Source organism: Neobacillus sp. S1115, from assembly GCF_055385565.1.
The window spans coordinates 628,176-647,096 of record NZ_AP038275.1 but is presented as its reverse complement, the minus strand read 5'-3'; the positions used below and the strand labels follow the sequence as shown (position 1 = coordinate 647,096).

Sequence of the window (18,921 nt, the reverse complement as noted above, 5' to 3'; positions counted from 1 at the left end):
GCTAAAAAAATGGCGAATAATACTACTAAAAAAGACTGGAAGTTGCAGGACAAATATGTATTGATTACAGGTGCCACAAGCGGAATTGGCCTTGCTGCGGTCAAGGCAATGGCAACACGCGGAGCTAATCTAGGGATCATTGCTCGAAATCACAGCAAAGCAGAAGAAATTTCAACCCTATTAAAGTCGCAAACAAGCAAACCAATTAATGTAGATGTATTTATTGCTGACCTATCCTCCCAAAAGTCCATTCGCCAAGTTGTAGCGGAGATTCTTGAACGGTGTCCAAGGATTGATATTTTAGTGAATAATGCAGGCGCTTTATTCAATACCTTTCAGAAAACAGAAGAAGGCGTGGAAATGACCTGGGCTGTGAACCACTTAGCCCCTTTTCTCCTCACCTCACTGCTTTTAGAACGACTTAAGGAAAGTGATTCCGCTCGGGTGATTAATACGGCTTCTCATGGACATAAGATGGCAAAAGACGGCTTTGACTTTACCCATGTAAATGGAGAGGCCCTTTATAGAGGGTTTAAAAAAATAATGGGAGGACCGACCATACGCTATGCACAGACAAAGCTCGCCAATATCTTATTTACATCTGAATTGGCGCGTCGTCTTGAAGGAACAAATGTCACCGTTCATTGTTTCGATCCAGGACTTGTGGCAACAAATTTTAATCAAAATAATGGAATGATGGCTAAGACAACTATGGCTGTAATGAATCTTTTTTCCCGTACCCCAGAAAAGGGTGCAGATACGTTGGTTTGGCTGGCAGAAACAAAAGATGTCTCAAATCTTAACGGGAAATATTGTGTTGATCGACAACAGAAGGAACCGGCAGAGGTGGCAGCTGACAAAGAATTAGCAAGTAAACTTTGGAAAATAAGTGAAGAACAAGTTATGTTCTCGGTGAATGGCTGAATACATGCGAAATAAAAAAAGAAAAGAGTGAAGAAGATGCCTCCATTTAATGAGCAGCAACTAGACCAGAACCGTGAAGAACGAAGAGAACAAATAAAGAAAGCCGCCCTAAAAGTATTTGCAAAACGCGGAATTATTGGCACGAAAATAAGCATGATAGCCAAGGAGGCTGGCATCAGTCAGGGGCTTACCTATCGATATTACCTTTCAAAGGATGAACTTTTTATTGAACTTGTTAAGGATGCTATGGAAGAAACCGCCGAGGCATTTGCTTCATTGGAGAATATGTCGGGCTCTCCATTAGAAAAAATTAAAGAATTTACCAAGAAAATGCTCGATACAAGCAATAAACATTCGTTTATGCTCATACAGCAAGTACAAACCTCTGATGAAGTCCCAAACAAGGCAAAGGAAATTGTCCGACAATATCCAATCCCTTCTTTTATTGAGCAGCTGATTCCCGTTTTTAAAAAGGGGCAGGAGATCGGAGAATTTTGTATGGGCGACCCTGCTAAGCTTTTGATGCTCTATTTCTCGGTCATTTCCGGTTTGATGTTACTCCCGAATAAGGATGAGGAGGGTCATCAAGCCCTGGATGTAGATATTTTAATGAAACTTTTAAGAGAATAGCTTCTCATACGATTATTTCTATTAAGACTTCCACAGGGATGGTTCACCAAATTTATGTCATTCGGCAAAAATGATGCAGCAGAACCGTCCGAGACCACTGAAAAACGCTTACTAAGAGGAAGATTAGAGACATTTTCTATTAATGCAGAATTGTCTTTAATGAGACGGATTAATGACATTTTAATCTTCCGAAATGGCAACTTTATCTCTAATATACCGAATTTTTGCAATTTAAAGACATTTACGCTTCTTTCTTGGGCTGTTTTGTCTTTAATAAGCCTTGTTAAAGACATTTTAGGCATTTTCAAAGGTCACTTCGTCTTTGATAACCCAATTTTTTACAGTTTAAAGACATTTCCGCTTCTTTCTTACCCTGTTTTGTCTTTATTAGGCCTTATTAAAGACATTTTAACCATTCTCAAAGGTCTTTTTGTCTTTAATAACCCGAGGCATGGGGCAGTTCTCAGTGATTTTGAACCATCCCCATGCCTCAGAAAATAAATCTCTTATCAAATGAATTTAAACTGAACTAACAAGCCAGCCCGCAAGAACATTTATTTTTTCCAAAAAATAAGGAGTAAGCCGCTGGGAATTCTTGATTGACCCTTTGGACCTCTTTTGCAAACTCCTCCTCCGTTTGAGGCACGGGTGATAATCGGTCCGCCTTTCCTTGGGTATCAATATGAGCGCCCGGGGGAACAAACCGATTGGGTTCCAATACCACCCCATTCGTTACAACAGCTCCTGAAGAAATAAAACTTCCTTCCCCTATCAAAGCATTATAAACAATGGTGTTAAAGCCGACAAAAACATCATCATCAATCCGACAAGGGCCATGAATCAATGCTCCATGAGCGCATGAAACCTTATTTCCAATATAGATGGAATAATGTTTATTTTCCTTTTCAATATATCTATTTTTAAGACCATGAAGAATAACACCATCCTGCAAATTGCTATTGCTGCAGATATAAAATGGCGTTCCTTCATCCGCCCGGATACTTACGAATGGGCCGATATATGTATTACTCTGAATTGTTACATCACCCACAATATAAGTAAACGGACTTAAGAAAGCACTGTTGTGGATCCTTGGAAATTTTGGATAAGGATTCACTGAAGTTGGCGGATTATATCCTATATAATAACTATACATATTGAAAGGGCCATTTTGACTACCAGAATGATTCCACAAAATAAAACCTCCCTTCAATTCGCGAAAATTCTTCTTACTACTTATACGTGGAAAATTTTATTTCATGCAGTAATGTATATAGCACTTCTAAGCTTTTCAATGGGAAGGGAGGGTTGGACTACGTAATAGGGGCCAACAATATTTGATCCAATAGCAAGTGATGAGCAGTTCCAGAAAACCGACAATTAATTTATCCCCATTCGGAAGTTTTGCACGTAAAAAAAGGCCCGACTACCGGATAGAAGCTAGTCGGGCCTTTTTTGTATTTCAGGGATTGTTCAGCGGGACAGTTCCCTAAACATACAAATTATTCTTTTGTTGCAGCTTCAACAGTTGTATCTTCAGCAACTGCTTCGTCTGTAGTTTCATTAACTGTTACAACTGTTTCCGCTTCTTCCACAGTTACAGCTTGTACAGCTGAATTGGCAGCAGCGACAGCTTTAGCTTGCGCGCTTGCATTTACGCTAGCCTGTGCGTTTGCTTTGTTAGATAGGGATGGGTTTACTTTTTCTGTATCAACTGTTTCTTCTTCAGTTACTTCTGCAGTTTCATCAGTAACGACTTCTGTTCCAGCTTCAACTGATTCTTCAGTTCCTGCAACAACAGCATCAGCTTCTTCCGTGGCATCAGTTGTTTCTTCAGTTGCTTCATCAGTTACAACCGCTGTATCTTCTTCAACAGCTTCAGTAGCTTCATCAGTTACAACGGCTGCATCTTCTTCAACTTCACCTTCAGTGGTTTCATCTGCTACAACCTGAGTATTGTCTTCCACTGTCACTTCAGTTGTTTCTTCAGCTTTTTCTTCAGATGCTGCTTCTTCAGAAACTTCCCCAGAAGCATGGACAGCTGCGTTTGCATTCGCGTGAGCTTTAGCTGTATCACTTGCATGTTCGTATGCTTGTGAGTTTATTTTATTGGCAGCTGAAGGATTAACCTTAGGTTCTTTATCTGTGTCTGTGTCTGTGTCTTCGTCATCTGAATCTGCATCTTCTTCATTCTTCGAAGTTACGATACCTTCGTGATTATATTCGACCTTCTTTGAATCAGAATTTTGGTCGGCATTTTCGGTATCCTCTGCAGCGTCTTCAGAATCAAGATCTGTTGCTTGTACATCTTCCTTAACAGCCGCTTCATCTTCAACTGTTACAGGCTCTTCTGATTCCACTTCGGTTTCCGTACCTTGTTCTTCTGCAGTAAGGTCCGTATTGATGTCAACGTTTTCCTCTACTGCAGGCTCTTGTACAGGGGCTTCTTCGATTACCGGCTCTTCTGCAGCAGGTTCTTGTACTGGAGCTTCTTCCACTTTTCCAATCTTGCCGAGAACGGCTGAGTTCGGATTCGCATGCATTTTTGCCGTTTCACTGGCATGCACACTCGCTTGAGATTTGGCTGCTTGTTGTGCCTTCGGCTGTTCCTTCACAGCTGGTGTAGCAGGAACTGCAGGTTTTGTCACGTTAGCTTGCACTTGACTTTCGGCCTTTACTTGAACGGTGTGGTCTGGTTTTGCCTTATCAGGTCCAGCCGCCTCAGTAAAATGTGCACCCGCAAATACTCCAAATGATACTGCTCCTGCTAATACAAAAGATTTCATAACCTTATTAGTGTTTAAATAATGTTTCATTATTGATTTCGCTCCTTTAATTTTCGTATGCCGTGGCATTTAGCTTCGGTTAACGGTTTTTAAAAAAGGAGCTGCTTGCGGCGGTGGTGAAGGCGGGGCATTCACCCATTGAGTATTCAGTAATGCATGGCGAGAAAGGAATGGTTGGACAAGTCTTATTTCAAAGTACTTATTCCACTCAAACCACTTGTCTGCCAAACTGGCCGTTCCTATTCCCGTGCTAACTCGATCATTTGATGAGCCGCCGGTATTGGTTGAACGTTGTGTTGGGTTCATTGACTGATCGGCTGGAGGCGGCTCTTCCCTGCTTGAAGGAGCCTTGTCCTTTTCTACAGGAGCGGGCGACGGTGCCGCAGGATTACTTTTTGATATGTTTGGTTCTTCCTCTTGAGACTGAAGTCGATTTTTTGTCTCATGATCAGAGGGATTTTCAGTCATATCATATGTAAGTAGTTGTTTCGTTTTAAACCCGCTATCTTTTTCCTGAGCAGCTGCTTTTTTCTCCTGGCCTGGAGTATTTACGGTTTTCTCAGTCTTTTTTATATCTGATAATCCATACCCGTTCCCATTGGCCTGCGCCGGCAAAGTTCTTGCCGTTTCATTAGCAGGTTGAGGTGAAACGACCTGTTTAGGAGCAGCCTTTGAAGAAAGTGGTTTAACTGCCTCGCTATTTTGTTTCGCTTGTTCAGGTACTTGTACCGTTTTTTCTATTGGTTTAGCACTTTCAGCAATTGAAGGAACGTTAGCTTGTGCATCTGAGTTCTTCGATGTTTCAGAAGTTTGTACCATTTCTTTATTGGACTGTAACGCTCCATTTTGTTCACCCTTCTCAGCGAAAGCATTTCCTGGCAAAAATAGAGCTGCCCCCATCATAAGAGCTGGTATTAGAAAATGGCGGAAGTGCATTGTCTCACCCCCTTTCCTCTTAACGACATTTTCATAGACAGTATTCGGGGGATTCAAACGCTTTTCGACCATTTTTTCGCCCATTTGCAAGAAACGATTCCTTTCTCCTACAAGAATGATTCGAAAGAAGCAGGGGACAGTTCCGTGCTTCATTTGTTAATAGGTTTCTGGTACCTACACTGTTGGGGCGCTAGGAAAAATGCTAAAGAAGGGCTACTAAATTTAATACGGACCCAATCCCTCTGAAACAACCTTCTACCTACCGTATAAATAATTTTGATAAGAAAAAAGGGGTGTTACTTTTGAAATATTTAGGAATGACTATTCCATATTGAGGATATTTTTAAAGGACGAAGTACAAAAAAACAAGAATTTTGTCGAATAATATAATTGTTAAGCAAAAAGTCTGATTACAATAAGCAAGACAAGTAGCTAATTCCCCCAAAAATTTTTCGAGGTGCAAATATGTCATTAAATCTTAAAAGTAAAGTGGTAGACAAGAAAAAAAAGAAGGAAATACTTGTTCGTAGATTAGATTTGCTGTTGCAACAAAACAGAAAATTGAAGACTTATGGCAAAGGAAAAGAATCTTAAATTCCAGTTATCTCGGGCTTTATTAGAGATGAATTTTACTTTCAATCTTTCCTATCTTGAAACTCCCGCAAACCTTATGATGCAGTGATTCTTGGGCGCTGATCCTTATAAAAGGATAGCACCCGATATATTGCATAATCATATTCGAACTGTTCGTTAACACAACCATTTTAAAAGTTCCTCTTTCCCCTTTCCTTTTTATTTATCTTCTTCGACAATCCTGCCTTTACACACCAAGTTTATCTGCTACAAAAGAGCAACCATGCCCCCTCGTTTGTTTTTTTCATAATAAGGCGACACCTTGATTTATCATAGTGAAATTAGTAAAAGGGACCGCTCTCTTTAATGAAGTCTTTACATTCTTTTAACACTAGATTTAGAAAGAATACTTATTTTCCCAATATATTATAAGGAAGCTAGTTTAGGGGGGGATTTCATGAAGATTACTGTTGCTGGTGCGGGATATGTGGGATTGGTTACTAGTGCTTGTTTGGCTGATTTAGGACATCAAGTCACATGCATAGACATTCAAAAAGAGAAAATTGACTTGCTTCAAAACAATCGTTTGCCAATCTACGAGCCAGGGCTTCGGCATCTTTTGGCAAAAAATCTTCAAAACGGAAAACTGGTCTTTACAGTTGATCCTCATCTTGCCTATTCAAATACAGAAATCATTTTTATTGCAGTGGGGACACCTGAGAAATCCGATGGTTCAGTAGAACTAAAATATATCCATGAAGCTGCCCAACAAATAGCTCACTATATTGAAAATGACGTTATTATTTGCACAAAAAGTACTGTGCCAGTTGGAACAAACGACATAATTAGACAAATTATTGATAATCAAAAGGCGCCGACTCTCCGTGCCGAGGTGGTCGCAAATCCTGAATTTCTCCGAGAAGGCTCAGCAGTTCACGATTTCTTCCATGGCGACCGTATTGTGATTGGTACCGATAATCTTGAGGCAGCTTCGGTTTTGAAAAAAGTTTACCAGTCCTTAGCCATCCCCGTTATAACAACGGATATTAGGAGCGCAGAAATGATAAAGTATGCATCCAACGCCTTTTTGGCAACGAAAATCAGCTTTATCAACGAGATAGCTAACATTTGCCAAAAAGTAGGGGCTGATATTGAAGAAGTGGCTTTTGGAGTTGGTCATGATAAACGGATTGGTCATGACTTTCTTAAAGCAGGCATTGGTTATGGGGGTTCTTGTTTCCCGAAAGATACAAAGGCACTTTTAGGAATTGCCAGTGATGTTGAACATCACTTCGATTTACTAGCGGCTGTCATTAACGTGAATAACTTTCAACAATCATTGCCTGTTTTGATGGCAAAAGAAGCCATAGGCTCGTTACAAGGTAAAAAAGTAGCTTTGCTTGGATTAGCATTCAAGCCTGAGACTGATGATATTCGCGGTTCAGCTTCCCTTAGGATTGTAAACGAACTACTTACAGAAGGGGCCATTATCAGAGCTTATGATCCGGCAGCTATCCCAAATGCAAAGCGCGTTTTAGGCGATACGATTGAATACGCATATGATCTTAGATTTGCCCTTCACGAAGCCGAACTGGCGATTATTGCAACAGATTGGGCACAAATCAAAAATGCACCGCTTGAAGTATATCCATCATTTATGAAAGACCCGATTATAATCGACGGGCGAAATTGCTATTCACTTAAGGAAATTCAAAAGCATTCGCTTACTTATCTATCAATAGGAAGGCGCTGTATTTTTAAAGATAGTCTGATAGATGATAAAAAAATGCTGCATTTTTAAGGAGGAGGGATCATATGAAGATTGCCATTTTCACTGATACATTTTATCCGGACATCAATGGAGTTGCCCAAACCCTTAAACGATTGACAAATTATTTAACAGAGCAAAAAATTACCTTTAAAGTCTTTGCCCCAACTTCCACGGTAGAAGAAGATCTATCCGGACCTTTTCATCGATTTAATAGCCTGCCCTTTTTCTTATATCCAGAATGTCGCTTAGCTGTACCAAATCTTTTCGAAATCAAGTCAACAATCCAGGATTTTTCCCCTGATTTAATACATGTTGCCACTCCCTTTTCCATGGGACTTTGCGGTGTTTATCTTGCAAAGAAATTGAACATTCCTCTCGTTGGCTCCTATCACACCAATTTCGATCGTTACTTACAGTACTATGGTATGCCCTATCTTTCAAAAATCGCTTGGAAATATATGCATTGGTTCCATCGACCCTGTGAAAAATTGTTTGTTCCCTCCATTGATACGTACCAGCAACTAAAACAGCATGGATTTACCAATTTAGAGATTTTTCCTAGAGGCGTAGACTGTAAGCTTTTCCACCCTCATTATGATACCGCTGCTGTCAAAAGTCTCTATAGTTCTCAAGGAAAGTACCTGCTTACTTACGTGGGCAGGTTAGCCCCAGAAAAGGATTTGGAAACACTTCTTGCGGTTGCAAAATCGATTCCTGCAGAATTAAATGAAAAAATACAGTGGTTAATTATTGGGGATGGCCCATTACGAGAACAACTCGAAGCACAAGCACCAAATAACGTAATCTTTACAGGATACCTAAATGGAGAAGGTTTGGCCCAAGCCTATTCCGCATCCGACCTATTTGTTTTTCCTTCTTCGACTGAAACATTCGGAAATGTTGTTCTTGAGGCACTTGCCAGCGGCGTTCCCGTTATAGGAGCGAATTCGGGTGGCGTAAAGAATATCATTAAATCTGGTGAAATCGGAATTTTATGCACCCCGGGTAATGTAGAGGAATTTACAAAATCCATTATTCAGCTTATAAAAAATAGTCCACTTAGAAAGCAAATGGGGATAGCCGGTAGAAATTATGCCCTAACACAAAGTTGGAACAGAATTTTTGAAGATCTAATTTGGCAATACGCAAGTGTTATAGATAAACAGAACGAACGGAAATATGCTTAAAGAAAGGGTACACAGGGACGGTTCTCATGCACCACTTTTTATCTTTCGACAAAATGATGCAGCAGAACCGTCCCCATGCCTCAAAACCCATTTTCCACTAACCATTTCATTATGCTTTCTTCTCTTTTCTTAATATTGTCATGCTGTGCATCGTATTTATTCATTTTCTTCTGTACAACAATATTTCCATCTACCATAAACAGTATTCTTTCGGTTTTTGCTGCCACCTTTACATCATGCGTAACGAGCATGACGGTTGTCCCTTTTTTATTAATCTCTGCAAGAAGGGACATAATCTCTTCTGTGGATTTGGAATCTAATGCTCCGGTCGGTTCGTCTCCAAATATGATATCCGGATTATTTATCAATGCTCTGCAGATGCCAACTCTCTGTAGCTGTCCACCAGAGCCTTGGGTGATAGTATAATCGGCAACCTTTTCAATTCCTGTCATTTCCATTAGGTTTTTTGCCTTTTCATAGACCGCATTTTTATCCGCATCTTTTGAGACAAGTGCAGGAAACATCACATTGTCAATCAATGATAAATTTTTTAATAGATTAATATCCTGAAAGATAAAGCCCATATTTTTTAAACGGAGCTGGGCCAGTTCTTCTTCTTTCATGCTGCTGATTTCTCTGCCTTTAAATTTCACACTGCCGGAAGAAACACGATCCATTCCGCTTACATTGTACAGAAGTGTGGATTTCCCGCTTCCGGACGGTCCCATGACCGATACGAATTCACCTTCTTCTATATCCAGGTTGACATCCCTCAAGATATGAAGCTCATTCTCATTTCCTAATGCTACTTTTTTGCATACACTTCTTGCTTCTATTATATTAGTCATATTATATTTCTCCTTAACTTCTTAATACGACAGATAAATCATCTTTTTCGGCTACCTTACAGGACTCAAATATCGTCAATCCAACGGCTATAATCAGCGCTAACGGACAAAGCAGCCAGGTCTGCCAGATAATATGGACAAATTCAATTTTTGCCGCTCCCATATAAGACATGGCCGTACTTACAAGAAACTCCCCTAAATAATTCGAAACCAGTACGCCAAGTATAATTCCCGCTACCAGGACCATCATCGTTCCTGCCATATATTGATGACTAATTTGCTTGGACGTTAATCCCACACTTCGCATGATGGCGATTTGAGACATATCCTTTGATAATAGCATTCGCACGAATAATGCAGTAATCAATACAGCTATGATGAGGGCGATTACGATTCCGCCTATCACCACCGTGCTCATCTGTTCAATGAGATTTCCAAGAGTCTGATAGGTATACTCCTTAATATCATTTACCTGTGCAGAATCGTACGTATTCTGGTAGTAGTCCATTTTCACGCGTTTATCAACGCCCGGAGCCAGGTCCATGCTCACAATGTACCAAAGAATGGCCTCTTCATTTACCCCAAGACTCGTATGCGCCTTTGCTGTTTTTCCCCCATTTGTAATATCCTGATAAATACCCGTTACTAATAAAGTCTGTTCTTCCCCGCCAACCCTGACGGTTACTTCCTCTCCTACTTTCTTGTTTAATCCATCTTTTCCGGCATTGGCAAAGGAAAGCGAAATTTCTCCTTCCCCCTCAGGTGCTCTGCCTTCCAAATATTTTAATGGAAATACGGAAAAATCTCCGGTTTCAATATTAAGATAGTCCCAAGAACCTTCCGCATTTTGAACTGGGTAGGAACTTGTGATGTAGGTTGCAAACTTTTCAACATCATTATCATTTTTCAACTCTTCCTGCAGTTTTTTAAAATCTTCTGTAATACGATCGGTCCTTCGAAGATCGATTCTCATGTCGGATTTCCCTATTCCCATATATGTGGAAAACTCAGGGGAGTTCATGGTGTTAAAAATGTTTAAGGGGAGTATGACAATAAACGTACATACGATAAAAATAACAAACAGCAGTCTGTATAATTTGAATCGTTTCCCTACATCCCTAAGTCCGATATAAATATTGGTGCTAAAGAATTTGTTCTTAAGCAGCGAAAAACTGTATTTTCGGCTCTTTCCAGGCTCCATAAAATCTCTCCGTAAAGCTTCCACCGCAGAAATTTTATCGATTCTTTTCAATATTTTCTGGCAGTACATCACAATCATGAAATAGACAAGTAATGGAGCTATTAGCGATAGTACATATTTTAAGCTTCCCGAAAAATCGGAAGATAGATAAAGCCTCATATTACTGTTTAACAGATTTACCACTGTAAAGGACATTAGATAACCAATCAGACCGGCTGCTGCTGAGATGACTCTGTATTTGTTAAGATAGACCTTTTTTATATTTTTTTTGGATATCCCGATTGCTTTCATAACACCGATTTCTCTAATATCTTCATCAATCGTTGCGAGAAATGTAAGTCTGATACAGAGAGTAGCAATTACAATGAGCAGACCGCTGATAAATATAATGACAATCGCAACGGCCATATCTGACATGGCATTAAACATCGTAAATATTTTTCCTTCCAGCATAGGACCGTTTGCCGGAAGACCCGCATTGATATAGGCCACCTGAACAGCAGCAGCATCCCCGTTTTCATCTAATTTAAATTCGATCAGATATTCCAGTTCCCCAGCCTGCATTTCAAGCATTTCATCATAGTCTTTTTGATTGATCACAAACCGTTTCGATGAAGTAAGGGAAGAGTTCATCTCAAAGTCTCTTGCATAATCAGAAATGACAAACTCTTTCTCATACCCGCCACTTTTCACCGTAATCGTATCGCCTATTTTTAAGTCATGTTGTTCCATGAAATAGATGGGAACGGCAACGAAGCCTTCCTTAATATCCAGCTTATCGTTATCCAGATCCAAGATAAAATCAAATTTCTGATTCTGTACAACAAAGGAAATATCCTGTATCGTTCCTGCCATCGTTTGATTTTGGCCAAAATGAATATTGCTTCCATCAATATTCTGAAGCACCATCGTCTCCTGCATCGCAATATAGTCACGGTATTGTTCTGTAAATTGGTTAATCTCTGCCTGGTCATATTCTCCGGCATGCATCACCGTAATGTCAGCTGGTACTGCACGCTCCTGAAGAGCTGACATCGACTGAATCAGATTGGCAATGTTATTGATGGCACTGGCTGCCAAAATAACGGACATCGTGATAAATACAAAGACTGTTATTGATACAATTTTGTTTCTTAGGAAATCATTTTTGACTATTTTTAAAAACAATATTTTTCCTCCTTCCTGCCTGCATCCGATAACATTTTTTATCCTTGCCTCTATCCATCTTTTTCAAGTTCTTCGGAGGAATCATTTCCATCCACTTTTTTGATTCATAATATTCTTACATGCTGGCTTCTCAGTAGAATTAACGTGGAATTATTTTCCTTCCCACTAAAGTAATCATACAAAATGATATTAATAAGGTTAACCTGCTTGAGCCTAATTACTTACTAAGTCCTCAGCCCTATTTTAGAAAGATGACTATGAGAGGTTATTAGAAAAGAATCAATTCTATTAAAATAATACAAATTAAAAATGAGGCACGAGAACCGTCCCCATGCCTCAAAAAGAGAATTACACCGATTTATATGTTTCTTTGAGAAAAGCGATACTTCTATTAATAAAAGGTTCCTTTGTTTCTTCTAGTAATATATTGATGAAAGGTTTTTTCTGTTTTATCCATTTGAAGACAAGCTCGTAATTCAAGAGTCCCTCTCCGACCGTTGTGGTTTTCACAATGTTATTTTCAATGATAAAATCCTTGGCGTGAAGGATGACGATTCGGTGTCCAAATAGTTCGAGTGCTTCTTCGATAACTGCTTCTTGGTTTTTGTAGTTTTCAATCGTTAAATAATTGACTGGATCAAAGATTACCTGAAGATTGTTCGAGTTAACACTGTCGAGGAGCCTTTTCATCCTTGCAGGTGTATGGACAGGATGATTGATTCCCCCCTCTATGCCGACGATGACACCGAATTTCTCTGCTTCCTCCACAAGCTCCGTTACACTTTTTACTACTTCAAGAAACGGTTCTTCTTTAAAATTTTCCTTTGTATAGACGATATCCTGGTTAACATTTCCTGTTTCGGTTCCAACGACACTGCAACCAAAATCTCTGGCGAAACGAAGATGCTCCTTGAATCGATCCAACGCCTTTCTTCTTTCCTCCAAATCCGGATGGATCATATTAATATAACAACCCAAGACAGCAATTTGAATATGATTCACGCGAAACGCATTTCCGATATAATTAGCCATTCCAGGACTAAGACTGCCTAAGTCTGTGTTCATATATGGAAAAGTTTTGCTTAGCGCTAACTGAACGGATGTCAGCCCTTTAGAAGAAATCTCTCTTACCAATTCCTCCAAGGGTAAGTTTTCAATATCATGTGCCCTTATCCCCAAATTCATGATTCATCCACCTCTCTATTGAATAGAAAAATAAGCCATATCGTTAATCGATAGGGCTTATTTTAAATGTTATCGCTAAAGTTTCACTTCAAACGGCAGTGCTGCATCGACTACTTCACCGTTAACATAAACATTTCGTTTTTCCGTTTTCGGCAAATAGATTGTAACAGTATCATAAGGAAGCTGATAATTCCCTTCCATAGATACATTGATTTCCACACGATCTCTTGTAGTCTTCATATCTACTAATAGGAATGAGTACTCGCCTTTTGTATAATTTAATGAAACACCATCATCTTCGTAGAAACGTTCGCTCTTATGCTCTTCCGTTAATGAAGGATAGATCCGGATTCCTCTTTCATCCTCGGATTTATTCTTAAACGTAATTTTCCCATCACGAATTGGGAACGCTGAACCTGCCTGTGCAAACAGCGGAATCACGTCGAGCGGCGCATTTACAGTAATGATTTGACCGCCTTCATACCATTGATCAGAATTCATATCATACCAGCCACGATCGTTTTCCGGCAGATACACACTTCGTTCAACAGCCCCTTTTTCTACTACACTGCAGACTAAGAGATTTTCACCGACCATAAAGTCATCATTTTCTTCGAACGTTTTTGGATCATGCTCAAAATAATAGAAGGTTGGCGTAAGGATTGGTTTATAGTCCTGATGCGCTTTGGAAAGCAAATGATAAAAGTAAGGGATCCATTTTACGCGTTCCTTCATAAATTTCTGGATGACATCGCTATGTTCCGGATACATCCATGGAACATTTACTGTTTGATCATCATTCCAGGAGTGAATCGTAAATCTTGGGTGGAAAATGCCATTTTGAATCCATCTTATCAATAATTCAGGCTCTGGAGCCAAGCCGCTAAAGCCCCCAACATCATGTCCTAAATTATATACACCTGACAGACTCATGCTTAACCCCATCTTGATATTAAATCGCAGTGTTTTCCATTCCGTAAAATTATCACCCGACCATGTTTGTACATAACGTTGCATGCCAGGACCGCCAGATCTTGAGATTAGATATGGCCGCAAATCTGGAGCAAATTCTTTTTGCGCTTCATAAGAAGACTTGAGCATTAACAGCGTTTGAATGGGTTTAATGTAATCAACAGGTATACTGTTGCCAAAACCATTTGCCGTTGCACGTTTATCCCAAATTTCAAATTCATTGTTATCATTCCAAGTGGAGTCAATTCCGAAAGACAGGAGCTGCTCTTTCACATTGTCCTTCCACCATTGGATCGTTTCCTCATTCGTAAAGTCAAGATAGGATCCATTATCATCCCAAAATTGAACGATTTCCGGATCTTGACCATTTTCCGACTTGATGAACATTCCCTTTTCAGCAAGCTCATGATATTTAGGATGATCCTGGAGTAAACATGGCTTAATATTGGCACATACATGCAGGCCATTGTCATGGAAATGCTGGTTCATTGCATACGGGTCCGGTATTTTGTCATAATTCCAGTTAAATACATATCTCTTTCCATCAATGGTTGTATACCCGGATGACAGCTGGAAGGAATCACACGGAATATCGTATTCCACACAGGAATCAACAAATTTCTTTAGTTGTTCTTGTGCGTCAGGTGCATCCGTATAGGTCATCGTCGATCCTGAATAGCCGAGGCTCCATTTTGGAGGAAAAATTGTCTTTCCAGTAAGCCTGGAGTATTTTTCAACGACGTTATGAATTTTTGGACCTAAAATAAAGTAATAATCAAGATCTCCCTTTACCGCTTGATAATACCGGTATAAGCCGTGATAATTATCAAGTTCAGCCCCCATATCAAAAATAGAGTCGGAATAGTTATCATAAAACAGGCCATAGGATATGTTTGTTTTTTGATTGTAGGTTAAATAATATGGAATATGTTTATAAAGCGGATCAGTAAATTCTGCATCATAGCCCATGGCATCAATCGTTTTCATGATATAACGTTTTCTTGTCTTATTGAGATTCCCGCTTTTCTCCCCTAAGCCGTAATACTGATCATCCTTGTAGCGTTCAAGATAATGAAAAACACCTTCACCAAGCTTGTTATTGTAGTTATAACTCTGAGTTTTGCGGTCATTCGCTACTAAAATTTCCTCACCGTCTACCTTTGCATACCAAGCTATTTTAAAGCCCTCTAATTGAATGACAGCCTTTAAAAGGCTCGTTTCAATGATTGCTTCCTCACTGCCGGCTACCTTTTGATAGGCTGGCAATGAGAAAGGTGATAAATCAAAGCGGTCCCTCCCTTCAAAAGGAATGTCTTCTGCAGCTGGGGCGATTGCCCAAGTTTTCGTTAAGGCAGGTTCTTGATCCGACGGCATAAATACTCTAAATAGATCTTCTTCCAGGACCATGAAGGTAACTCTTTTATTATTGCATTCAAAGATCAGCTGATTATCTTGTTCTTTTATCAAATCAAACTTCCAAGTCAAGCTCATGTTTTTCACCTTTTCTCGATTTTTAAAATAAAGAGATAAGCCTAGTGGATTATCTCTTTCGTAAACTTTTATTTTGTTAGCTATGATTTTATTAATCCTTCATACCAGAAGTGGCCATTCCTTGGATAAACTGTTTTTGGAAGATTAAAAAGACAATTAAGACAGGAATCATGGTCACTACTGACATCGCTAGAAGGCTTCCCCAGTCCACATTAAATTCTCCGATAAAATTGGATAGCGCTAATTGGACTGTATATTTGGTTGGATCACTGATGACCACCAATGGCCAAATAAAGTCGTCCCATCTCCACATGAAGGAAAAGATGGCCAATACAGATATAACGGGTTTAGCGATTGGAACAATTAGCTTCCAAAAAATCTTCCATTCCCCAGCTCCATCAATTCTGGCTGCTTCGATCAGTTCATCAGGTACCGTCAGCAAATACTGTCTAATCAGAAATACCCCAGTTGGTGTCGCAGCAGGAGGAATAATAATACCCCAAAGTGAATTGTAAAGGCCAAGCTTACTAATCACTGAAAAAATTGGGGTCATGATGACTTCAAGAGGAATCATCAATGTTGAAATAAATCCGATTAACAAAAACGTATCCCCTTTAAACCGATACTTACTTAGAGCATAGCCTGCCATCGTGTTAATTATTAATGTCAGGATCGTAGCCGTTACCGTTACAAACGTACTATTGAGAAAATAGGTGCCAAAATTCCCTTTTTCAAATGCTGCAAGAAAGTTGTCAAAGGTTGGTTTACCCGGAATAAACTTAGGTGGCAAACTGTATAATTCACTAGAGCCTTTTAAGGATGATAGCATCACCCATATGACTGGAAAAATAAAGATACAAGCTAGAACAATCAAACCTACATATAAGAGGATATTCGACTTCTTTTTCAATCGATTGTACCTCCTTTTGTCCATTTAAATTGAATGATAGTAAAGATGGCAATGACGACAAACAGAACAACTGACATTGCACTTGCGTAACCCAATTCGCCTTTTTTGAAACCATATTCATATATATATTGAACAAGGAAAGTCGTTTCTTTACCAGGTCCTCCCCCTGTCATAGCCAAGACTAATGGATACTGCTTAAAGGATTCGATAAGCAATAAAATTAATACTAACAAACTAGTTGGTTTTAATAATGGTAATGTGATGCTCCAAAACATTCTGAACTTCGAAGCCCCATCCATTTGTGCTGCTTCATAATATGAAGTAGGGATACTTTGTAACCCCGCCATAAAGATCACCATAAAAAATCCGATTCTTGCCCAAATCGTTCCAACGACAACCGAAATCTTTGCAAACACTGGGTCGGATAACCACTTTACCGGCTCTAACCCGATCGATTCTAACAAATAATTTAAAATCCCAAAGCTATCCCCAAAGATCCATTTCCAGGTAACACCCACAATAATCGCCGAAATCATCGTTGGCCAATAGAAGATTGCCCGAAAGAAACCTTTCGCTTTAATCTCTTTGATCAACAAATTAGCAATTAATAGGGAACAGATAAAAATAAGGGGGACTACTGCAAAAGCATATTTAAATGTATTGCTAAATATCTTCCAATACTCTGAACTATGGAACACTTCTTTGTAGTTTTCAAGTCCAATGAAGTTCATTTCAGATAATCCATCATAGTCTGTGAAAGAGTAATAAAGCCCTACGAAGGCAGGAATGACAATGAAAATAAAAAAGATTAAAAAGTTTGGAAGCACAAACAAATAGGGAGCAATTTGTCTTTTCAGTTTTTCTGTTTTAAAGGAGAATTGTTTGGTAGTTTTTGTTTGTGTTTGCTCTTTGATTACTGGTTCCACCGAATTCACCTGCCTAGAATCAATTTTTTTCATTTTAATAGCAGTGCCCCCCCAAAATCTTGGGGGAGGCTGCCACTAAAAAGTTATTTAGAATCTGCAATAGCTTGCTTTAGTTTCTCCGCAACTTTGTCCATTGCTTCTTTAGAAGAGATCCCTCCACTAATAGCTTCTACAACTGCGTCTCTCATATCAGTAGTAACTTTGGAGATTACCACCTGATTTCCCCAGTCATTTGCTGCAGCTTCTGGTGTATTTTGTAATTCATTTGAAAATACTTTAAACATATCTTTACCAAACGCATAATCTAATTCACTGTTATCTTTTCTTGCACTTAAGAATAAAGATTCTTGGTTAAATTTCGCATTCACTTCTTTTGAAGCTAAGTATTTAATAAAGTCAGCAGTCTCTTTTTCTACTCCTGTCTTTTGGAAGCCCATGATATATTTGCCGCCAGGTACGGAAGAACGAATTTTTTCTTTAGGCAGATACGTAACGCCCCATTCAAAGTCTTTAATATCTTTGTAGTTACTTAACATCCAGTTACCGGCTAAGTGTGCTGCTGCTGTTCCAGAACGGAATAAGTTATTTGGATTTTCTCCGCCTAACCAAACAGACTCAGGGATGATTCCTTCTTTATGAAGCTTTTTAAAATAGTCTAATGCTGCAATACCTTCTTTACTATTAATGGCAGGTGCAGAACCGTCTTTATTAAAGATGCTTCCGCCAAATTCATAAAGTAAAGTAGAATATCTATGCGGTGTAAAGTCTACTAATAATCCGTATTTTGCTCCGCCTTTTTCTTTTACTTGTTTAATAGCCGACTCAAATTGATCCCATGTCCAAACGTCATCTGGAGATTGTGGAACTTGAACGCCAGCTTTTTCAAACAATGTTTTGTTATAGATAAGGCCGTTTGCTGTTACATCCATTGGGGTAGCAATAATTTTGTCGCCCTTCACGTAGTAAGGTTTAATAGAAGGAAGAAACTGAGAAGTAAATTTATCAACTCCCCCTACATATGGCCCAAGATCCATCGCTTGGTTTGCAAAAACTCCAGTATCAGTTACTCGTGCTAATGCAGGCGGCTTGCCACCGGCAATCATCGTTTTTAATTTTGTGGCGTAATCTGCATAAGCTACTTCAATTAACTTGACTTCCACGTTTTTATGTTCTGCTTGATAATCTTTAATGATTCCACGCATGACATCGCCTTCGACTCCATCAGTAAACCAAAGGAAATCCAATGTGACTTTTTTACCGTCTGATTTGCCGCTGTTGCTGCTGCTTGATTTTGAGCTGTCAGAGCATCCAACAACACTGATCAATAAAACGACTGCCAGTAATGATAAAGAAATCATTTTCAGCATTTTTTTCATCGTAAATTTCTCCCCTTTTTTGTTTTTTAAATAAGAAA

14 protein-coding genes are annotated in these 18,921 nt (G+C 39.3%); 4 read left to right on the top strand and 10 right to left on the bottom strand.

Annotated elements, in window-relative coordinates:
* Positions 1-9 precede the first annotated feature (9 nt).
* Both ACZ5B7_RS03140 and ACZ5B7_RS03135 read left to right on the top strand, forming a co-directional pair.
* Complete coding sequence (locus ACZ5B7_RS03140) at positions 10-924, top strand: SDR family oxidoreductase (RefSeq protein ID WP_464492594.1); 915 nt, start codon at positions 10-12, stop codon at positions 922-924.
* A 36-nt stretch (positions 925-960) separates the two neighbouring features.
* The gene (locus tag ACZ5B7_RS03135) at positions 961-1,554 is read left to right on the top strand and encodes a TetR/AcrR family transcriptional regulator (protein ID WP_464492593.1); all 594 of its coding nucleotides are present in this window, start codon (positions 961-963) and stop codon (positions 1,552-1,554) included.
* A 529-nt stretch (positions 1,555-2,083) separates the two neighbouring features.
* Here the strand turns inward: ACZ5B7_RS03135 and ACZ5B7_RS03130 are convergent.
* The 3 genes from ACZ5B7_RS03130 to ACZ5B7_RS03120 all read right to left on the bottom strand — a co-directional run bounded on the left by ACZ5B7_RS03130 (position 2,084) and on the right by ACZ5B7_RS03120 (position 5,360).
* Positions 2,084-2,710, bottom strand: coding sequence for an LbetaH domain-containing protein (locus tag ACZ5B7_RS03130; protein ID WP_464494425.1), 627 nt, complete (start codon positions 2,708-2,710; stop codon positions 2,084-2,086).
* A 346-nt stretch (positions 2,711-3,056) separates the two neighbouring features.
* Positions 3,057-4,370, bottom strand: a complete 1,314-nt coding sequence (locus ACZ5B7_RS03125; protein WP_464492592.1) for a hypothetical protein — start codon at positions 4,368-4,370, stop codon at positions 3,057-3,059.
* Positions 4,371-4,409: 39 nt separating this feature from the next.
* Entirely contained in the window at positions 4,410-5,360 is a 951-nt protein-coding gene (locus ACZ5B7_RS03120; RefSeq protein WP_464492591.1) for a hypothetical protein, read from the bottom strand.
* Positions 5,361-6,306: 946 nt separating this feature from the next.
* On the opposite strand from ACZ5B7_RS03120, the gene ACZ5B7_RS03115 reads away from it, so the two are divergent.
* Both ACZ5B7_RS03115 and ACZ5B7_RS03110 read left to right on the top strand, forming a co-directional pair.
* Positions 6,307-7,650, top strand: coding sequence for a UDP-glucose dehydrogenase family protein (locus tag ACZ5B7_RS03115; RefSeq protein WP_464492590.1), 1,344 nt, complete (start codon positions 6,307-6,309; stop codon positions 7,648-7,650).
* Positions 7,651-7,664: 14 nt separating this feature from the next.
* Positions 7,665-8,807 carry a glycosyltransferase family 4 protein gene (locus ACZ5B7_RS03110; protein WP_464492589.1) on the top strand — a complete coding sequence of 381 codons (1,143 nt, stop codon included), beginning with the start codon at positions 7,665-7,667 and terminating at the stop codon, positions 8,805-8,807.
* Positions 8,808-8,887: 80 nt separating this feature from the next.
* Here ACZ5B7_RS03110 and ACZ5B7_RS03105 read toward each other — a convergent pair whose 3' ends face one another.
* From ACZ5B7_RS03105 to ACZ5B7_RS03075, 7 genes are all read right to left on the bottom strand, one after another.
* Positions 8,888-9,655, bottom strand: coding sequence for an ABC transporter ATP-binding protein (locus ACZ5B7_RS03105; RefSeq protein WP_464492588.1), 768 nt, complete (start codon positions 9,653-9,655; stop codon positions 8,888-8,890).
* 13 nt (positions 9,656-9,668) lie between these two features.
* The gene (locus ACZ5B7_RS03100; protein WP_464492587.1) at positions 9,669-12,023 is read right to left on the bottom strand and encodes an ABC transporter permease; all 2,355 of its coding nucleotides are present in this window, start codon (positions 12,021-12,023) and stop codon (positions 9,669-9,671) included.
* A 348-nt stretch (positions 12,024-12,371) separates the two neighbouring features.
* Positions 12,372-13,208 (bottom strand): sugar phosphate isomerase/epimerase family protein, encoded by an 837-nt coding sequence (locus tag ACZ5B7_RS03095; protein ID WP_464492586.1) that lies wholly within the window; start codon positions 13,206-13,208, stop codon positions 12,372-12,374.
* Positions 13,209-13,283: 75 nt separating this feature from the next.
* Positions 13,284-15,671: a glycoside hydrolase family 31 protein gene (locus tag ACZ5B7_RS03090; RefSeq protein WP_464492585.1), complete on the bottom strand. Its 2,388-nt coding sequence runs from the start codon at positions 15,669-15,671 to the stop codon at positions 13,284-13,286.
* Positions 15,672-15,762: 91 nt separating this feature from the next.
* Positions 15,763-16,581, bottom strand: a complete 819-nt coding sequence (locus ACZ5B7_RS03085) for a carbohydrate ABC transporter permease (RefSeq protein ID WP_464492584.1) — start codon at positions 16,579-16,581, stop codon at positions 15,763-15,765.
* A complete protein-coding gene (locus ACZ5B7_RS03080) occupies positions 16,578-17,540 on the bottom strand; it encodes a carbohydrate ABC transporter permease (protein WP_464492583.1) in 963 nt (320 codons plus the stop codon). The genes ACZ5B7_RS03085 and ACZ5B7_RS03080 overlap by 4 nt, the downstream gene beginning before the upstream one ends.
* A 50-nt stretch (positions 17,541-17,590) precedes the next feature.
* Positions 17,591-18,883 (bottom strand): ABC transporter substrate-binding protein, encoded by a 1,293-nt coding sequence (locus ACZ5B7_RS03075; RefSeq protein ID WP_464492582.1) that lies wholly within the window; start codon positions 18,881-18,883, stop codon positions 17,591-17,593.
* Between the last annotated feature and the right edge of the window lie 38 nt (positions 18,884-18,921).